This is a genomic window from Echinicola salinicaeni (genome assembly GCF_014280965.1).
GTDB lineage: Bacteria > Bacteroidota > Bacteroidia > Cytophagales > Cyclobacteriaceae > Echinicola > Echinicola salinicaeni.
The window spans coordinates 456,225-473,398 of record NZ_JACODZ010000001.1; the positions used below are offsets into that span (position 1 = coordinate 456,225).

The window sequence follows — 17,174 nt, forward strand, 5'->3', positions numbered from 1 at the left end:
TCCAATGAAAAAAAATATAAAACTATTCTTCAGTGGCCTGTGCTTGATGGGCGCTTTGTCTGGATGTAGCGAAGGCTTCTTAGATGAAGAAGTACTGGACAGTTATGCACCTGAAGTATTAAAAGATAGGCTTGGATTTGAAGCAGCAGTAATTGGTTTACATTACCAATATGGTACGATGTTTACGACTACTGATGATCAGACCATCCGTGGTGTGTGGCAGCTGGGAACTGACATTGCCTACGCGGCAGCTGGGAGATCCAATGGTGATGCACGTCCGCATTTTGATTATGAAATACTTAATTCTACCGATAATGCCGCCCGTAAGATATGGGGATCTTATTATCGGTTGATCAATAATGCCAATATACTGATCCAGAGTACTTCGGGAGGGCAAGTGGCTGGTGTTACAGATGAGGAAATGGCAGTGTTTAGGGCGGAAGCTAAGTTTTTCCGTGCCCTAGCTTATAATAATTTGGTGACGCACTTTGGTGATGTTCCATTATTGACTGACCCCTTGTCAGCACCAAAAACGGATTTTGTGCGTACTCCTGTAAGCGAGGTGGACAATGTTATTGTAGAAGACTTACTTGAAGCAGTAGCAGCTCTTCCTCAAATTGGCGATGCACCTGCTGATGGACGTGCCAATCAAGAAATGGCCAGACAGTTGTTAGCGGAAGTATATCTTAGAAAAGGTGAAGATTCAAAAGCAGAGGCGCAGTGTACAGCAATTATCGACGGTGGTAGATTGAGTTTGGTGAGAGACAGGTATGGTGTAAAGGCCAATGATCCTGGAGATGCCTTTTCAGATATGTTCATTTTTGGTAACCAACGTAGGAGCCAAGGGAATACAGAAGGTATCTGGGTATTGGAAGCAGAAAATCCAGCAGATGTAACTGGAGGAAGCTCTGGTGCGCCGCAACAACGTAGGATTTGGGTATCGTCTTACCATGATCTTCCAGGCATGCATCCTTCTGACTCTACAGGCGGAAGAGGTATTGCCAGAATGAGGCTGAATAATTGGGTCATCTATGATTTGTATGATGATAACGATATGCGTAATTCAAAATACAATTTGAAAAGGACCTTGTATTTTAATCACCCTGACACTAAATATGATGCGATAAGAGGACAAGAAGTACCTTATGGGGAAGATGCTGAATTTACCCTTGAAGATGGTTCTACAGTTAAAATATTTCAAGCAGATACCATTTACAAATATGTTCCATATACCCTAAAATGGGGACAGTATGATCCGCGTGATAATTTTGGCTGGGGAATGTGGAAGGACTTTATCTTGATGAGACTTGGGGAGACCTATTTGCTTAGAGCAGAAGCAAGGATGAAACAAGGTAATTTATCTGGTGCTGCGGCTGATATTAATGTTCTGCGTGAACGTGCACATGCTGACATGGTAAGTGCTAATGATATCGATTTGGATTTTATTCTAGATGAAAGAGCAAGGGAATTATTAGCTGAAGAAAACAGGAGAAAGACTCTTGTGCGAACAGGAACTTTGGTAGAGCGTGCAAAGCGCCTAAATGGTGAGGAACCATTGGCTGGAGGGGCACTGGAAACTACCAACGGTTTGAATGAAAATCATCTTTTGATGCCTATTCCACAAACTGAGATAGATCTAAATAAAGATGCTGATCTTGGTCAAAATACGGGATATTGATGTTATAAAAAAACGGCTACCTAGGGATAATAAAAATGAGCGTCCCTAGGTAGCCAATTTTTCTCGGCACAAGGATTATGTTATTAGTGTAATATATAAATCTAGATTAAACATTTAATTGTATTTTCGAGCTGATGTGAAATTTATTACACTTGAATATTATAAATATGTTTAAACTAAGACATGCTACATTCCTTGCTTTAATACTTTGTGTAAGTTGTAGTACTGGCAGCTCGAAAAGCAGCGAAAAACAAGAAGCCCAAAAAGAATGGCAAACACTCTTTAATGGTAAAGACCTAGAGGGCTGGATCCCTAAAATTCACCACCATGAATCAGGAGAAAATTACAGGGAAACATTTAGGGTGCAGGATGGGGCTATTTTAGTAAAATATGATGGTTATGATGAAGGTTTTGACGAGCGGTATGGTCACCTTTTTTACAAAGAACCATTTTCCTCTTTCCACTTAAAATGGAAATACCGTTTTACAGATGAATGGCTGGAGGATGCTCCTAGCTATACCTATAGAAACAGTGGTGTAATGTTCCATTCCCAGTCTCCCGAAAGTCAATTGAAAGAGCAGGATTGGCCTATCTCTGTAGAATATCAAATGTTGGCAGAAGCCAAGGAAGGAGTGCCTAGGCCCACAGGAAATATGTGTTCTCCAGGTACCGAGGTTTATTTTGAAGGAGAAATGGATCCACGACATTGTATCAATTCCACCTCCCAGACCTACCAATGGGATGAATGGGTGCAAGCGGATTTGATAGTCTATGAGGATTCCTTGGTCATCCATATGGTTAACGGAGATACCGTTTTACAATACACAAAACCACAAATTGGTGGTGGAGTGGCCAATCGCTTTGATCCTGAATTAAAGGTGGATGGGAAGATGTTGACAGAAGGTTATATCGGTTTGCAGTCAGAAGGACAAGGTGTAATGTTCAAGGATATTCAAATTATGGATTTGTCCAAAAAAGATAATTAGGAATATGATTAATAGGAATCGCTTAGCCCAGTTACTGTGTTGCCCATTGATCATAAGTTTAGGAGCATGTTCAAATGGTGAGAGCAAAGGAAATACACAGGCTGATATTTCGGAATACCCCGGTTATGAATTGGTCTGGCAGGAGGAGTTTGATGAGGATGGGAAGCCCAATGAGGCTTATTGGTCTTATGAAAAGGGATTGGTAAGAAACCATGAATTACAGTATTATCAAGAAGAAAATGCCAATGTGAGCAATGGCTTTTTGGTTATTGAAGGAAAAAGAGAGGAGATCAAGAATGAGCGTTATGAGGCAGGTAGTGATGATTGGAGGAAGAACCAGGAATACGCCCATTACAGCTCAGCAAGTATTAATACGCGTGGGAAAAAAGAATTCAAATATGGCCTGATAGAGGTTCGGGCGAAGATTGATACTGCCTTGGGAATGTGGCCAGCAATTTGGACCTTGGGGATTTCCAAAAGGTGGCCCGCCAATGGTGAAGTGGATATCATGGAGTACTACCGTGTCAATGGTCAGGCAACTATTTTGGCCAACGCGGCTTGGAAGAAAACAGGAGGAGCATATGCATCCGAATGGGATGAGCAAAAAATACCCTTTTCAAAGTTCTTGGAGAAGGATCCTGAATGGCCAAATAAATTTCATGTTTGGAAAATGGACTGGAGCGAGGATCATATCAAGTTATACCTTGATGATGAACTATTAAATGAAATAGACTTAAAAAATACCCTCAACCCTGATGGCTTTAACCCATTTCATCAGCCTCATTATATCCTGCTTAACCTGGCAATAGGAGGGAATGGAGGTGATCCATCCTACACTGGTTTTCCGAAGGAATATTGGGTAGACTATGTCAGGGTTTATCAAAAACCAAACAGGTATTAGGCCTTTCGACCTTAGTCTTTTAAAATGAAGCGTATATTTGAAGGAATTTAATTCCATAAAAAATAAAAAATAATGAAGTACAATTATTGCACAATCAAGTCACTGGCCTTTTTTCTATTGCTTGGAATGTTTTCTACTGTTGTTATGGCAAATCCCAAAGCATCAGAAGGGGAGAAATCCAGGGAATACTATATCGAGGTTTTGACCAAGATTGCAGATCCTGTTTTGGTTAATTTGAGTGAGAATAAATTGAAAGCCAAAATGCCTGTGGAAGTGACGCCAGATGCTTATGGAGGAAGGGACAAAGTGACTTATTTGGAGGCTTTTGGTCGTCTGTTGTCAGGAATGGCTCCTTGGCTGGAACTAGGACCGGATGATACAGAGGAAGGAAAGTTGAGGGAAAAATATATTCAGTTAGCTCTAAAATCTATTCATAACGCCACTGATCCAGATTCACCTGATTTCATGAATTTTAATAAAGGAAGTCAGCCAGTGGTGGATGCGGCATTTTTTGCCCAGGGACTCTTGAGGGCGCCTGAGCAGCTTTGGGAACGTTTGAGTCCAGAAACCCAACAAAATGTAATTGCTGCCCTTAAATCATCTAGGGAAATCAATCCGTTTTATAATAATTGGTTGTTGTTCTCTGCCACTGTTGAAGCGGCTTTGCTGAAATTTGATGGGGAGGCTGACGAGATGAGAATGTCATATGCCATTAATAAACACAAAGAATGGTATGTGGGAGATGGTGTGTATGGAGATGGTGCTGATTTCCATTTTGATTATTATAACAGTTTTGTAATCCAGCCAATGCTACTTGATATTACCAAGGTATTGCAAGAGAAGAAGCATGGTATGGGGAGGAATATGGACCTATTTCTAAAGCGTGCTCAGCGATATGCTGCTATTCAAGAACGCTTAATATCTCCAGAAGGAACCTATCCAGTAGTGGGAAGGTCTATGGCCTACCGTTTTGGTGCATTCCAAAGTTTGTCCCAGATCGCCCTTTGGCAAGAACTTCCTGAAAAGGTAAAGCCATCACAAGTAAGGGCAGCTTTTCATGCAATTATTGCCAGGCATATGGAAGCCAAGGATATGTTTGATAAAGATGGCTGGTTGACTTTAGGATTTTATGGACATCAGCCAGAGGTGGCCGAGCCCTATATTTCAACAGGAAGTTTGTACCTGTGCTCTGAGGTCTTTTTAGTATTGGGATTAGATAAGGATACGCCATTTTGGACTGATCCAAATGAGCCTTGGACCCAAAAGCGCATTTGGAGCGGGGGAGATGCGACCCGAGATCATGCATTATAATAGAGTTTAAAGCTCAAGATTTGGACCTGGGTAGATGGTATTCAGGTCCAAACTTCATAAAATAGGAAAGTAAAGAATTGATGAGAATAACTAAATGTATTTTTGCCTTAGGGCTTATGATGGGGCTTTTGTCAGCCTGCTCAGGTACCAAGCCTTTAGGCTCAAAGATAGTCCAAACTGAAGTAGGTGAGGGCTGGGCCAATAATTCCATCAATGCAGTTATTTTTCGTCGAAATTCTATCACGACTTATAAACAAGCCCAGTTTATTGCTTATTACGATCCCGACAGTCACTTAGTGCTGGGCAAGAGAAACTTGGGCAGCGATGAATGGGAAATTAATAAGACAGCCTATACCGGCAATACTGCAGATGCTCATAATACCATCAGCATTGCAGTGGATGGGGAAGGTTTTCTCCATGTAAGCTGGGACCATCATAATAACCCCTTGCGCTATGCCAGAAGCAAGTATCCTTTGAGTCTGGAATTAGGGGAAATGGAATCAATGACTGGAGAATCTGAAAAAGATGTAACCTATCCCGAATTTCATAATCTGCCAAACGGAGACCTATTATTTTTTTATCGTTCAGGAGAATCAGGTAGGGGTAACCTGGTGATGAACCGATATGATGTAAAGTCCAAAAAGTGGAGACAGCTCCACGATAATTTGATTGATGGGGAGGATGCTAGAAATGCATATTGGCAAGCTTGTGTGGATACCAATGGCACCATTCACCTGTCTTGGGTCTGGAGAGAAACATGGGATGTGTCCACCAATCATGATTTGGCCTATGCTAAATCTGAAGACGGAGGGATGACCTGGCTGAAGTCAAACGGTGAACCATATGACTTGCCCATCAACTTGGAAAAGGCAGAGTATGCCTGGAAAATCCCACAAAATAGAAGCTTGATCAATCAAACTGCGATATATGCTGATGAAAATAGCTCACCATTTATTGCTTCCTATTGGAATGAAAATGGGAAAACACAGTATCAGATAATTTTTAAACAAGGACAGGATTGGGAAAGAATCAGTCCTGACTTTAGGACTTCTACCTTTCAGTTGGGAGGGGGAGGAACTAAGCGTATTCCTATTTCCCGACCTCAGGTTTTGGTGGATAATAACGGAAGTGACAGCCGTCTTTACTTGCTTTTTAGAGATGAGGAAAGAGGAAATAAAGTGTCTATGGCTTTGACAGAATCATTGGAAGATATCAAATGGGAAATTGTGGATTTGACCAAGGACAGTGTTGGACAATGGGAGCCTTCCTATGATATTGAATTGTGGAAAGAAAAGCAGCAACTTCATCTTTTTGTCCAGAAAGTAGAACAAAAGGATGGTGAAGGTTTGGCGGAAGGAATTACCAGTCCTGTGAAATTATTGGAAGTAAAGTGATAAGAATTAATCAAACTAAGATAACCAAAATGAAGAAGGGTTTTTATGGTCTAATGCTATCAGCGGGAATGCTGTTGGGAGCCTGTGAACAAAGTAATAATGGTAATGAGAAGGAAATAACTTCCTTATCGGATAAGGAAGTATTGAATGCTCAAATCAGTAAAAGCTTAAGCAGGGCAAATGAGCAATATAAACACATGATGGAGTTGCTTCCAGAAGGAAAGTTTCCGAAAACTTACCATGCTAAGACGGACAAATTTGAAGGGAGTGGATCAGGTTGGTGGTGCAGTGGATTTTATCCTGGGACCCTTTTGTACTTAGATGAATACGAAAAAGATGAAGTACTGAAAAATGAGGCCATTAGATCCTTGGGCTTATTGGAAAAAGAGCAATTCAATACCAGTACCCATGATCTTGGATTTATGATGTATTGTAGCTTTGGAAATGCTTATAGATTGGACCCTAAGCCAATATATAAGGAGATTATGATCCAAAGTGCCCAATCCCTTGCCAGCAGGTTCAGTGAAAAGGTGGGTGCTATCAAAAGCTGGGATTCCAGAGAAGGAGACTTTTTGGTGATTATTGATAATATGATGAACCTTGAGTTACTGTTTTGGGCTACTGAAGCTACAGGGGATTCTACTTATTACGATATCGCAGTAAAACATGCGGAAACTACTATCAAAAATCATTTTAGAGAGGATTATAGCTCTTATCACGTGATCAATTATGATCCCGAGACTGGAGAGGTAAACAGAAAACGAACCGCTCAAGGATATGCGGATGAATCAGCTTGGGCAAGAGGTCAAGCATGGGGATTGTATGGTTATACCGTGATGTACAGGGCCACTAAAGAACAAAAATACCTGGATCAGGCCAAGGCAATAGCCAGGTTTATATTGGACCACCCTAATATGCCAGAGGATAAAGTTCCGTATTGGGATTTTGATGCCCCAAAGATTCCAAATGAATTGAGGGATTCTTCTGCTGGAGCAATTATGGCGGCTTCTTTATTGGAACTGTCGGATTATGTAGATGGAGAATTGGCCGAAAAATATAATGACAATGCCCAACAAATGCTGAGGACATTGACCACTGATGAGTATATAGCAGCTAAAGGAACCAATGGCGGCTTCTTATTGAAACATGGCGTGGGACATATCCCTGAAAATACAGAGATCGATGTACCATTGACCTATGGAGATTATTATTTGGTAGAGGCCATGCTGAGGTATCTCAATAAATAATCCTACTTTAATCAGTTAGACTGAAAAATATAGCATAATATAAATGGACAAGGATTCTTTAGCCTTGGGATATATTTTTGCATATATTTAAGTGTTGAAAATACAGTTAAATACTTCGGCGTCAATTAACGTTTTCTATAGCATGAAAAACCTATTTAACCTATCTGGCTTGCTAGCGATGGTGTCACTAATACTCATAAGCTGCAAACCCCAAAGTCAAGCCCCCGAGGCCTATCTTTTTGCGTATTTTACCGGCAATGGACCGGGAGAGGAATCCGTGCATTATGCCATTAGTAAAGATGGATTCAATTATAGGGCGCTAAACAATAACCAGCCTGTAATCAGTGCAGATAGTATCAGCCTCAGGGGAGGAGTTAGAGATCCTCATATCCTTAGGGGCGAGGATGGAATGTTTTATATGGTTTTGACAGACCTGTACGTTCCTGAAGATGGATGGACCAATCAGGGTATGGTATTCTTAAAGTCCAAGGATTTGGTGAATTGGACGCATAGCACAGTTCATATTCCTGATGTGTTTCCAGAAGAGTTTGGGGATGTAAAGCGGGTATGGGCTCCTCAAACTATTTATGACCCAACCGCTGGTAAATACATGGTTTATTTTTCTATGCTACAGGAAGGAGGGGCTGACATCATCTATTATGCCTATGCCAACAAAGACTTTACTGGATTGGAATCAGTACCAAAACAATTGTTTTTTCATCCAGAAGAAAAGTCTTGTATTGATGGAGACATCATCCATCATAATGGCAAATACCATTTGTTCTTTAAGACTGAAGGTCATGGGAATGGTATTAAGAAAGCTGTTTCCGATCAATTGACAGAAGGCTATGTGATGCAAGATCAATACCTGCAGCAAACCAATGAAGCTGTGGAAGGTTCTGGGATTTTTAAGCTGAATGGTAGCGAAAAGTATATCCTGATGTACGATGTCTATATGAAAGGGGCCTATCAATTTACCGAAAGCACCGACTTGGAGAACTTCAGTATTATTGATGATCAGGTGAGCATGAATTTCCATCCTAGGCATGGAACTGTTTTACCCATCACACAGGAAGAAGTGACGCGTTTGGTAGACGCTTTTGGTATTGATGAACAAAATTGGATTCTCAGTACCAATGATGAGCAAATCTTTGGAAACAATGTCATGCTTGATCAGGACAATGGAGGTATTTATTTGCCGGTCAAGTATGATGTGGACCTGGAAAAGGTAAATCCAGAGTTTGTGCTTTTTGCTGGTTTTCAGATCAGCCCTGAAGGCCCTCAGGATTTTAGCAATGGACCAGTGGATTATACTTTGACACTTCCTGATGGTACTGAGAAAGCATTTCAAGTAACTGCAAGAAAAGACCATAATCCTGTACTAAAGGGATATTATGCTGATCCTGAGATTATCTACTCTGAGAAAACCGGTAAATTCCATCTTTATCCCACCAGTGATGGATTTACAGGTTGGTCGGGTACATATTTTAAATCATTTTCCTCTGAAGATCTAGTGAACTGGAAGGATGATGGGGTGATTTTGGATTTGAAAAAAGATGTGGATTGGACTAGCCGAAATGCCTGGGCACCCTGTGCCATTGAAAAGAAGATTAATGGAGAATATAAATTTTTCTATTATTTCACTGCTGGCCAAAAGGTGGGCGTAGCGGTTGCTGATGATCCTGCGGGACCATTTGTAGATTCCGGCAAGGCACTGGTTGATTTTAGGCCTGAGGGTGTTCGTGGTGGCCAAGAAATAGATCCAGATGTATTTACTGATCCTCAAACTGGCAAGGATTATCTTTATTGGGGAAATGGCTATTTGGCTGCAGTACCCTTAAATGATGATATGGTCAGCTTTGATAAAAATAAATTGAAGCTTTTGACCCCTGAAGATGGTACCTTTAGAGAAGGCACGGAAGTGTTTTTTAGAGAGGGGAAGTATTATTTTCTTTGGTCAGAAAATGACACCCGAGATGAGGATTATCGGGTAAGGTATGCTTTTGCTGATTCTCCGATGGGACCGCTGACCATTCCTGAAAATAATTTGGTCATTGCCAAGGCACCTGAAAAAAGGATTTATGGAACAGGTCATAATTCTGTCATCCAAATACCAGGAAAGGACGAATGGTATATTGTTTACCACCGTTTCACGCGGCCACATGGTATTGATATGGGAAGGGCAGCTGGATATCATCGAGAGGTTTGTATTGATCCATTGACTTTTGATGAAGCGGGCAATATCATAAAAGTAAGCCCGACAGTGGAGGGAATCAACGGAATTCAATAATAGGATTATAATAAAAAGATAGTGGTCAAATGTTTTGCGATCAATGATAATTCGGATTTTTCAAACTATTTGGAAAGTCCGTTTTTTTCTTGGTTTAATCTGATAATCTTAAGCTTGTACAGCCATATGTCTTTAAAATAACTGCTTATATTTGGTTGTCGCTCAATATTAAAGGATACCTTAAAAAATTGAAGTCAAAGTAGAAACCTTATATCCAACAAATAAAAAATTAACGAAACCTATAAATATGCTATTCAAAAAACTTTTGATGACTGGAAGTATGGTGGCCTTATTGTCAGGCATCCTCAATGCCCAGTCAGAACAGAATGAATGGGAGAATCCAGGTGTTCTGGACCGCAACAAAGAAGCCGCCAGGGCTTTTTTTATTACTTACCCAACCGAGGAAAAGGCAGTTGAGGGAAATAAGGAAACCAATGAGACCTATAAAAGCTTGGATGGTCTTTGGAAATTTTCCTTGGTGAAGCGCCCCCAAGATCGCCCAACAGACTTTTATGAGCTTGATTTCAATGATCAGCACTGGGATCAGATCAAGGTGCCTTCCAATTGGGAATTGGAAGGATATGATATTCCTATCTATACCAATGTAACCTATCCTTTTCCTGCAAATCCACCCTATGTGGACAACGAATATAACCCTGTAGGAACTTACAGACGCAGCTTTACCATTCCTACGAACTGGGATGGAAAAGAGGTGATCCTGAACTTCGGATCTATATCTGGTTATGCCAAGGTCTATCTGAATGGGAAGGAAGTGGGCATGACCAAAGCGGCCAAAACCCCAGCTGAGTTCATCATTACCGATTATCTCCAAGCGGGTGAAAATACCTTGGCGGTACAGGTATTCAGGTGGCATGATGGCAGCTATTTGGAGGATCAGGATTTCTGGAGATTGAGTGGGATAGAGCGAACCGTGTTCCTTCAAGCAGTTCCTAAGTTGACCATCTGGGATTATTTTGTAAAAAGTGGCCTAGATGAAAGATATAGACATGGCAAATTAGATGCTACGGTTAACCTGAGGGTATTTGGGGACAGTGATATCCCTGCGGCTAAACTCGAGTTTGAGCTGATGGATGATAATGGTAAGGTAGTTTTCCAAGACGAAAAATCAATTAATGATTTTGCACAGGAAGTAAATTTTTCCAGTACGATTAGGAATGTAAAGCAATGGAGTGCAGAGCATCCTAACTTATACAGGTATATGATTAAGTTGACAGATAGTCAAGGGAAAACCCTAGCCGCTATTAGCCAAAAAACAGGTTTCCGTACGGTAGAAATCAAGGATGCCCAATTGATGGTCAATGGCAAATCAGTCTTGGTCAAAGGAGTCAACAGGCATGAGCATCACGAGACCAAAGGTCATGTTCCTGATCGTGAAATCATGCTGAAAGATATTCAGCTGATGAAGCAGAATAACTTTAATGCTGTGCGAATGAGCCACTATCCACATGCTTCCGAATGGTATGCCTTATGTGATGAATATGGGCTATATGTAGTGGATGAAGCGAATATCGAAACCCATGGAATGGGGGCTGAGTGGCAAGGATGGTTCAATAAGGAGCGACACCCTGCATATAGAGAAGAGTGGGCTCCAGCGCATATGGACAGGATCCATAGATTAGTGGAAAGAGACAAAAACCACCCTTCTGTGATCATTTGGTCCATGGGGAATGAGTGTGGTAACGGACCGGTATTTTATGAAGCCTATAATTGGATGAAAGAGCGTGACGAATCGAGGCTGGTTCAGTTTGAGCAAGCAGGTGAAAATGAAAACACGGATATCGTAGCGCCAATGTATCCAAGCATCAACAATATGAAGCGTTATGCAGAGGCTACGGATAAAACGAGGCCCTATATCATGTGTGAATATGCCCATGCTATGGGGAACAGTACCGGTAATTTTCAGGAGTACTGGGATATCATCATGGACAGCAAGCAGATGCAGGGTGGATTTATCTGGGATTGGGTAGATCAGGGGATACTGACAGAAGATGATAACGGCAACGAATTCTGGGCATATGGTGGTGATTTGGGTGGCTATTTCTTGGTGAACCAGGAAAACTTCTGTGCCAATGGCTTGGTGACTGCAGATAGAAGACCACATCCAGGCTTGAATGAAGTGAAGAAAGTTTATCAGAATATCCTTTTTGAAAGGACTGAAGATGGACAGATTGAAATCGAGAATTTATTTGATTTTACCAATTTGGAGGAATATGCCTTCAAATGGGAATGGCTGGAAAATGGTGAAGTGGTAGAAACAGGTGAATTTGAGGTGGAGTTGGCCCCTCATGGCAAAAAGACGATTCAATTGGATTTGCCTGAGTTGGGTGAAGTAGAAACTTTCTTGAATGTATATGCATATACCAAAAAATCCAGTCCTTTGATTCCAAGTGGACATGAAGTCGCTAGAGAGCAATTTGCCTTTAATGAAGATTTCTATTTTGATCATATTGCATCACCTTCCGGAGACCTTAAATGGGAAAAAGATGGAGAAATCTTGAAATTCTCTACCAGCAAAGTGCTGGGGGAATTTGACCTTAAAAGAGGTAGGTTCAGAAAATATACCTTGAAGGATGGTGAACCTTGGTTGATCAGGGATTTTCCAAGTCCTTATTTTTGGAGAGCTCCCACAGATAATGACTTTGGTAACCATATGCCATCCAGATTAGGTGTTTGGCGATCTGCCCATATAGGTCAAAAAGTGAAAGAGGTAAATATTGGGGAGGAGCGTGCTGCAGGACTGCCTATTTTGGTAAAATATGAATTGACCAATATTGCTGCGCCTTATAACGTGGAATACCTTATCCAAAAAGATGGATCAGTAAAGGTAACAGCTGCTTTGGATTTAGAAGGTAGGGAATTGCCAGAATTGCCAAGATATGGTATGCGCATGCAATTGCCGGGTAGAAATGACAACTTCTCCTATTATGGCCGTGGCCCATGGGAAAATTATAGTGACAGAAAGCATTCCTCTTTTGTGGGACATTATGAAGATAAAGTGGCCAACCAGTTCCATTGGGAGTATATCAGACCACAGGAATCAGGAAATAAAACCGATGTGAGATGGTTGGAATTAAGGAATGATCAAGGTCAGGGTGTGCAGATCCAGGGTTTACAGCCATTGAGCGTAAGTGCTTTGGATGTGAAGACGGAGGATTTGGATCCAGGCTTGAATAAAAAACAACAACATCCTACAGATATCAAAACGCACAATTCAGTTTTCTTACATATCGACTGGAAACAACGTGGATTAGGCGGAGACAATAGCTGGGGACAATATCCTCATAGAGAATACCTCTTGACTGATAAGCAATTTGAATACAGTTATGTGATTAGGTTGGTGGATTAGTTCCTAGAGTATTGAGTCTCTAGTCTTGAGTATGGAGATATGAGATCTCAGTTGTAGTTCAGGTAAAAAATAAAAAGCAAAAAAGCCAAGTTTGAATCATCTATTGATTTGGGCTTGGCTTTTTTCAGTAATCTATAATTCACCACTTTTAACTGGTTCCAGATCGGCTAGCTCTTCTTCGGTTAGCATTCTGCTGCGGATCATAAATCTTTTGCCATAGGGGATTTCCAGTGAGAAGCTTGCCCCTCGGCCATCGGTGACATCCAAGGTCAGATGGGTATGTTTCCAGTGTCTTAATATATCATGTGAAGTTTTTTAGTAATGGGATAGAAAGGATGCTAAGATTGGGGCTTTTTGGCTTTTATTGAATATGCTAGGGGAAGTAAATGGGGGGGAGGAAAATAATCAATTTTTATGATGGAAGTTTTTGTTTTCAAGTCTCTATACATGTAAAGGGAAGGTATATTATTGAGTCGATAGGGATTTGAAAATTTACTAACAGATTTAATGTGATTTTCAATTACCAGATCAGCATGTTGATTTGGTAATGATGATGGTAAATGAGCGATAAATACTGTGGGTTTATTTGCTCCAATTCCAACTTTTGGGTTGGATAAATTTTAAATTAAAGATCGAGTTTTTTGACTGATGTTTAAAATAGTATATGGTTTTTTGATTCACATTTTTAAATGACAAAAGAAGGAATAATCATACTGAAGAATGAATCTGAAATGCTTAGAGTTGCCGAGGAGGAATTACTGTGCCTTGAAGTGGAAGGCAATCTAGTGACCTGCAGGATGGAAGCAGAACAGGTGTTTCAATGTACCATGGCCTTAAGCTCCGTAGAGGAGAAATTGTCGGAGGATTTTATGCGGATCAATAGAAGCTGTATTGTCAATGCCAATAAAATCCGAAAGTATAACCGGGTGAATAAATGCGTGGTTTTGTCCGATCAGAGCGAATACAAAGTGTCAGCACGTAAGATCAAAGAAATCACCAGTTTTTTTGGTTGTTGACGCTTATCTGGAAAATCGGCACGTTCATCACGTATATTAATGACACTTACGTAACATGTGGTACAGTACTTTTTTTTTATGGTGGGGTATAATACGTTTGTAGGAAGTTTTAATAGAATATTATAACAGTGATTTTTTATAGAGCAGTATTTTTATTGGTTTTATCTTTTTTATGGTATGCCTGCCATAAGCCGGTAGATATAGAGAAGATCGCCCCCCATCAAGTCGTTGAGGTTTTGGAAAAGGCGGGAGACAATAGAGGAGAGTTGGAAAGTGTAATGATTCATTATGCCCAGCATCCTGAAGATTCCCTAAAGCTTCAAGCGGCATTCTTTCTGATTGGGAATATGGGCGGCTATTATTCCAGAACGGTAGAGGGTACAGACCATTTGGCCAGTCTTTATCGGGAGTTGGGCAATATACCGGGTCCGCAGAGAAAGGAGCTGTACCGTCACTACCTGGATTCCCTTCAAATTAATTTTGATGCGGAGAGGGCTTATGATACCCATCATATTTCCTCGGATTATTTGATCAACCATATCGATCAGGTCTTTGCTACTTGGGAAAAGACCCCTTGGAAGGATAATTATAGCTTTGAAACCTTTTGTGAGTATGTGCTACCCTATCGGATGTCAGATGAAAAATTGACCGATTGGCGATCCCACTTTGAAGCTGAAATTCAGCCCCAACTTGATTTGATCAATTTTGATGAAGGCCAATTTTATGAAGCGGAGGATTTTGTTGTTTTCAATGAAGGAGTGGATACTTTGGGGAATTTCAGGGCTTCTGGAGGAAAGGTGGTCTGCTTGACTGGCAAAGGTCAAATTGTTTTAAAGGATATTCCTCTTTGCCAAGTCGGCGATAATGTGCTGGCCATTCAATATTTCAACGGAGGAAAAACCGTAAAAGGAAATATACAAGTAAATGGTCAGGAGAAAACAGCCTTCACGCTAAAAACAACAGGTGCCTGGTCCAATCCTGGTTTGGATAAGGTGAGGGTACCGGTTTACCTTCAGGAGGAGAAAAACGAAATAAGGATTGAATTGGAGGAAGAGGAGGTATGGATAGATTTTATGGAGCTTTACCCTGCCGTTTCATTTGATAATATCTTAAGCGGAAACCCCAAGTCCGGTGGGATATACCAATTGACCAACAAGGCAACGGGACAGGCCATGACTTTTGGAGAGGATGACCAGTTCTTAAAGGTAAGTGGACCAACTGACAGGGAGGAACAAAAATTCCAGCTTTCCTACACAGACTATGGATTTTATAAAGTAATCCCTCATGCCGGTAATAGCCATCCTGAAGTGTTGGACCTTTATAAGTTTTCCAAGGATAATGGTGGGCGGATAGGTCACTACAGGGACTGGGGCGGTGCCAATCAGCAATGGGCTTTTGTTCCCGTAGACAGCGGGTATTTCCAAATCATTAGCCGCTACAGTGGAAAAAGCTTGGAGCTGAGCCAAGAGGATTCCTTAGCTGGCCATGTGGTACAAAATGTTTTTGAGGGGAAGCCCCATCAATTATGGCACCTAAAACTGGATAGTGTGGGAGAAGACCGTTTGGCCCATCATCAAATAGGCACCGTGATGGATTACTCTTACCGGACTTTTCGAGAAACGATGGGCTTTGAGTGGTATTTGTTAGATGGATATTTACCAAGTGTAGGTGCTTTGGATCTATTTGATGCGAAGTTTGGTAACTGCAGGGAAGAGGTTCAATATTTGACTTACCTGTCCAGAGGATTGGGCATTCCCATGGCCAGGGATTTTGTGCCCCAGTGGCCCTTCCGTTCCCAAGGACACGAATGGAATGCCTTACTGGACAGCGCCGGGAAGACGGTCAAATACCATTTTAGAAACCTTCCCGGAGCGCATATTTATTATTGGGATCATCCCATGGCCAAGGTCTTTCGACAGACTTTTTCCTCCAATCCTGAAAGTCTTGCCCGGATCAATGGGGGACAGGAAAGTATTCCGGAGCTTTTTGAAGATTCCCATTTTATAGATGTTACCCATGAGTATAAAGAAACAACGGATATCAAGCTGCCACTGAAGTATCATGCTGATTCCAAAAGGAGGTTTGCCTACCTGTCTGTCTTTAATAACAAGGACTGGGTACCCATATACTGGGGGGAAACCACCAGGGACAGTGTGGTTTTTAAGAATATGGGCAAGGGGATCACTTATATGCCTGTGTATTATTCCGAAAATGGAAATCTTGAAGTTTTTGATGATGCCTTTTTGATGACCAGGGAGGGAGCGGTGCGGTATCTCCAGCCTGACAGTACCCGGCTGCAGCAAATGCGGTTATACCGGAAACACTATTACCATTATGCCGGAGGCTTTCACAACAATAAAATGAACGGGGGAAGGTTCCAGGGTGCTAATAAAGCAGATTTTTCCGATGTGGTAACCCTTTATACTTTTCATGGAATTACCAATGGCGGATATTACAATATAAAGTTGGATATAAAAGAACCCTTCAAATATTTAAGGTATATCGGCCCGGATAACCGACACTGTACCTTAAATGAATTGGTGTTCTATGATGAAAAAGGAAAGGAACTGAGCGGGGAAATCATTGGCACCCCAGGCAGCCTCAATGACAATGGGAATACCGTGCACAAAGTATTTGACAGAAATGTGTTGACTTATTTCGAAGCACCTGAGCCTTCCAGGGCTTGGGTGGGGCTTGAACTGGAGGAACCTGTAATAGTCGATAGCATCCGCTTTATGTCCAGGACCGATGGGAATATCATAGAGCCTGGGGATACATACGAACTGGTCTATTGGGACAAAGAATGGATATCAGCCGGAAGGCAGGTGGCGGAAGCGGACACACTGGTCTTTGAGGATGTGCCTTCTGGCGCCTTGTACCTTTTGCATAACCATACCAAGGGAAGGGAAGAAAGGATATTTACGTATGAGCAGGGGAAGCAGGTTTGGTGGTAGGGGGTAGGAAATAATATCAATGCCTTGCTA

11 protein-coding genes are annotated in these 17,174 nt (G+C 41.4%); 10 read left to right on the forward strand and 1 reads right to left on the reverse strand.

From position 1 onward, the window contains the following. Positions 1-4: 4 nt before the first annotated feature. The 8 genes from H7U17_RS01800 (at position 5) to H7U17_RS01835 (ending at position 13,174) form a co-directional block, all read left to right on the forward strand. The gene (locus tag H7U17_RS01800; protein ID WP_186754165.1) at positions 5-1,678 is read left to right on the forward strand and encodes a RagB/SusD family nutrient uptake outer membrane protein; all 1,674 of its coding nucleotides are present in this window, start codon (positions 5-7) and stop codon (positions 1,676-1,678) included. A gap of 167 nt (positions 1,679-1,845) precedes the next feature. Further along, positions 1,846-2,664 (forward strand): 3-keto-disaccharide hydrolase, encoded by an 819-nt coding sequence (locus H7U17_RS01805; protein ID WP_186754167.1) that lies wholly within the window; start codon positions 1,846-1,848, stop codon positions 2,662-2,664. 4 nt (positions 2,665-2,668) lie between these two features. After that, the gene (locus H7U17_RS01810) at positions 2,669-3,565 is read left to right on the forward strand and encodes a glycoside hydrolase family 16 protein (protein WP_186754169.1); all 897 of its coding nucleotides are present in this window, start codon (positions 2,669-2,671) and stop codon (positions 3,563-3,565) included. Between the two features lie 72 nt (positions 3,566-3,637). Beyond that, positions 3,638-4,876, forward strand: a complete 1,239-nt coding sequence (locus tag H7U17_RS01815) for a DUF2264 domain-containing protein (protein ID WP_222439108.1) — start codon at positions 3,638-3,640, stop codon at positions 4,874-4,876. An 80-nt stretch (positions 4,877-4,956) separates the two neighbouring features. Beyond that, the gene (locus H7U17_RS01820) at positions 4,957-6,270 is read left to right on the forward strand and encodes a BNR repeat-containing protein (RefSeq protein WP_186754171.1); all 1,314 of its coding nucleotides are present in this window, start codon (positions 4,957-4,959) and stop codon (positions 6,268-6,270) included. Between the two features lie 29 nt (positions 6,271-6,299). Then, positions 6,300-7,517: a glycoside hydrolase family 88 protein gene (locus H7U17_RS01825; protein ID WP_186754173.1), complete on the forward strand. Its 1,218-nt coding sequence runs from the start codon at positions 6,300-6,302 to the stop codon at positions 7,515-7,517. A 142-nt stretch (positions 7,518-7,659) separates the two neighbouring features. Beyond that, on the forward strand, positions 7,660-9,807 hold the full coding sequence (locus tag H7U17_RS01830; RefSeq protein WP_186754175.1) for a family 43 glycosylhydrolase: 2,148 nt from the start codon (positions 7,660-7,662) through the stop codon (positions 9,805-9,807). Positions 9,808-10,054: 247 nt separating this feature from the next. Next, complete coding sequence (locus H7U17_RS01835) at positions 10,055-13,174, forward strand: glycoside hydrolase family 2 TIM barrel-domain containing protein (RefSeq protein ID WP_186754177.1); 3,120 nt, start codon at positions 10,055-10,057, stop codon at positions 13,172-13,174. Positions 13,175-13,306: 132 nt separating this feature from the next. On the opposite strand, the gene H7U17_RS01840 is transcribed toward H7U17_RS01835, so the two are convergent. Further along, entirely contained in the window at positions 13,307-13,474 is a 168-nt protein-coding gene (locus H7U17_RS01840; RefSeq protein WP_394353712.1) for a DUF779 domain-containing protein, read from the reverse strand. A gap of 389 nt (positions 13,475-13,863) precedes the next feature. Here H7U17_RS01840 and H7U17_RS01845 point away from each other — a divergent pair, with 389 nt between their 5' ends. Together H7U17_RS01845 and H7U17_RS20755 are read left to right on the forward strand one after the other, a co-directional pair. Continuing rightward, a complete protein-coding gene (locus H7U17_RS01845) occupies positions 13,864-14,190 on the forward strand; it encodes a LytTR family DNA-binding domain-containing protein (protein ID WP_186754179.1) in 327 nt (108 codons plus the stop codon). 128 nt (positions 14,191-14,318) lie between these two features. Next, the gene (locus H7U17_RS20755; protein WP_186754181.1) at positions 14,319-17,144 is read left to right on the forward strand and encodes an RICIN domain-containing protein; all 2,826 of its coding nucleotides are present in this window, start codon (positions 14,319-14,321) and stop codon (positions 17,142-17,144) included. Positions 17,145-17,174: the final 30 nt, after the last annotated feature.